The sequence below is a fragment of the Teichococcus wenyumeiae genome (assembly GCF_003696345.1).
In the GTDB taxonomy this organism is placed as follows: domain Bacteria; phylum Pseudomonadota; class Alphaproteobacteria; order Acetobacterales; family Acetobacteraceae; genus Pseudoroseomonas; species Pseudoroseomonas wenyumeiae.
In genome coordinates this window covers 1-1,460 of sequence record NZ_RFLX01000134.1, presented here as the reverse complement: position 1 = coordinate 1,460, position 1,460 = coordinate 1, and the positions used below count along the sequence as shown (strand labels likewise).

Here is a 1,460-nt window from a genome sequence, read left to right as displayed (position 1 = left end):
GTAGGTGGGACAGTCTGCCGTCATCCCGTCAGATTGCCCTGGCTCGGTTGTTCCGACCACCGCCCATCAACTTGCCAATGCCTGCGCAACAGCGCATCGTCTGAAGTGGTCACGAGTGCCGGATGGTGCTTGTCTTCCCGTCACGGCGAAGTTTGTGCAGGGTCGCCGTCGACCGAAGGCGGGACGACGTCCAGGGCCGGGGCATCCATCGGAACACCGGGAGAGTGGACATGAAGGCGCAAAGTGTTCTCGAGACGATCGGGCAGACACCCCATATCCGGCTCGGCCGGCTGTTTCCCGAGGCGGAGGTCTGGATCAAGTCCGAGCGCTCGAATCCCGGTGGCTCGATCAAGGACCGCATCGGCATCGCAATGATCGAGGCGGCCGAGCGCGACGGCAGCCTGAAGCCGGGCGGAACCATCGTCGAGCCGACTTCTGGCAACACCGGCATCGGCCTGGCCATGGCCGCGGCGGTGAAGGGCTATCGGCTGGTCCTCGTCATGCCCGAGAGCATGTCGATCGAGCGCCGACGCCTCATGCTCGCCTATGGCGCGGAATTCGACCTGACCCCGCGCGAGAAGGGCATGAAGGGAGCGATCTCGCGCGCGCAGGAGCTGGTCGCGGTGACGCCGGGCGCCTGGATGCCCGGCCAGTTCGACAATTCCGCGAATATCGACGTCCATATCCGCACCACCGCGCAGGAAATCCTGACGGACTTCCCGGAGAGTCTGGACGCGCTGATCACTGGGGTGGGTACAGGGGGCCACATCACGGGCTGCGCGCGGGTGCTGAAGGAGAAATGGCCGGGGCTGAAGGTCTTCGCGGTGGAGCCCTCGGCATCACCCGTGATCTCCGGCGGCGAGCCCTCACCGCATCCGATCCAGGGCATCGGCGCCGGCTTCATCCCGGCTAACCTGGACACCGCCCTGCTGGATGGCGTGATCCAGGTCAGCGGCGATGACGCGAAGGAATTCGCCCGCCGCTCGGCCCGCGAGGAAGGATTGCTGGTCGGCATCTCCTCCGGCGCTTCCCTCGCCGCCATCGCGCAGAAGCTGAAGGAACTGCCGAAGGCGCGCATCCTCGGCTTCAACTACGACACGGGCGAGCGCTACCTCTCCGTGCCGGAATTCCTTCCAGGCTGATCGACCTTGTCGCATGGCATTGGCAAGTTGGTGGGCGGCGGTCGGAGCGACCGAGCCGGGGCTGTCTGACGGGATGACGTCAGCCTCGGCCAGGCTGTGTTGCATGGATCGGCCTACCGATCCGTGTGGGCTAGGGTCCTGGGGGGCGACAGCCCAGCGTCGTCCCGGGAGGGCACCGTCAGGTTGGCCGGCCGCCAGCTTGCCCGAGCGTTCCACCTCCGGGTAGTCGGGTGGGAGGCATTGGCAAGTTGATGGGCGGTGGTCGGAACAACCGAGCCAGGGCAATCTGACGGGATGACGGCAGACTGTCCCACCTAC

At 66.2% G+C, this 1,460-nt stretch carries 1 protein-coding gene; it reads left to right on the top strand.

The window, feature by feature from the left end; translation table 11 throughout:
* Positions 1–230 precede the first annotated feature (230 nt).
* A complete protein-coding gene (gene cysK, locus EBE87_RS28200; protein WP_120641265.1) occupies positions 231–1,142 on the top strand; it encodes a cysteine synthase A in 912 nt (303 codons plus the stop codon).
* The last annotated feature ends 318 nt before the right edge of the window (positions 1,143–1,460 follow it).

What these genes read in the sequence shown, in the direction of transcription:
- cysK (WP_120641265.1), top strand. Translation starts at nt 231, where the DNA reads ATGAAGGCGCAAAGTGTTCTCGAGACGATCGGGCAGACACCCCATATC.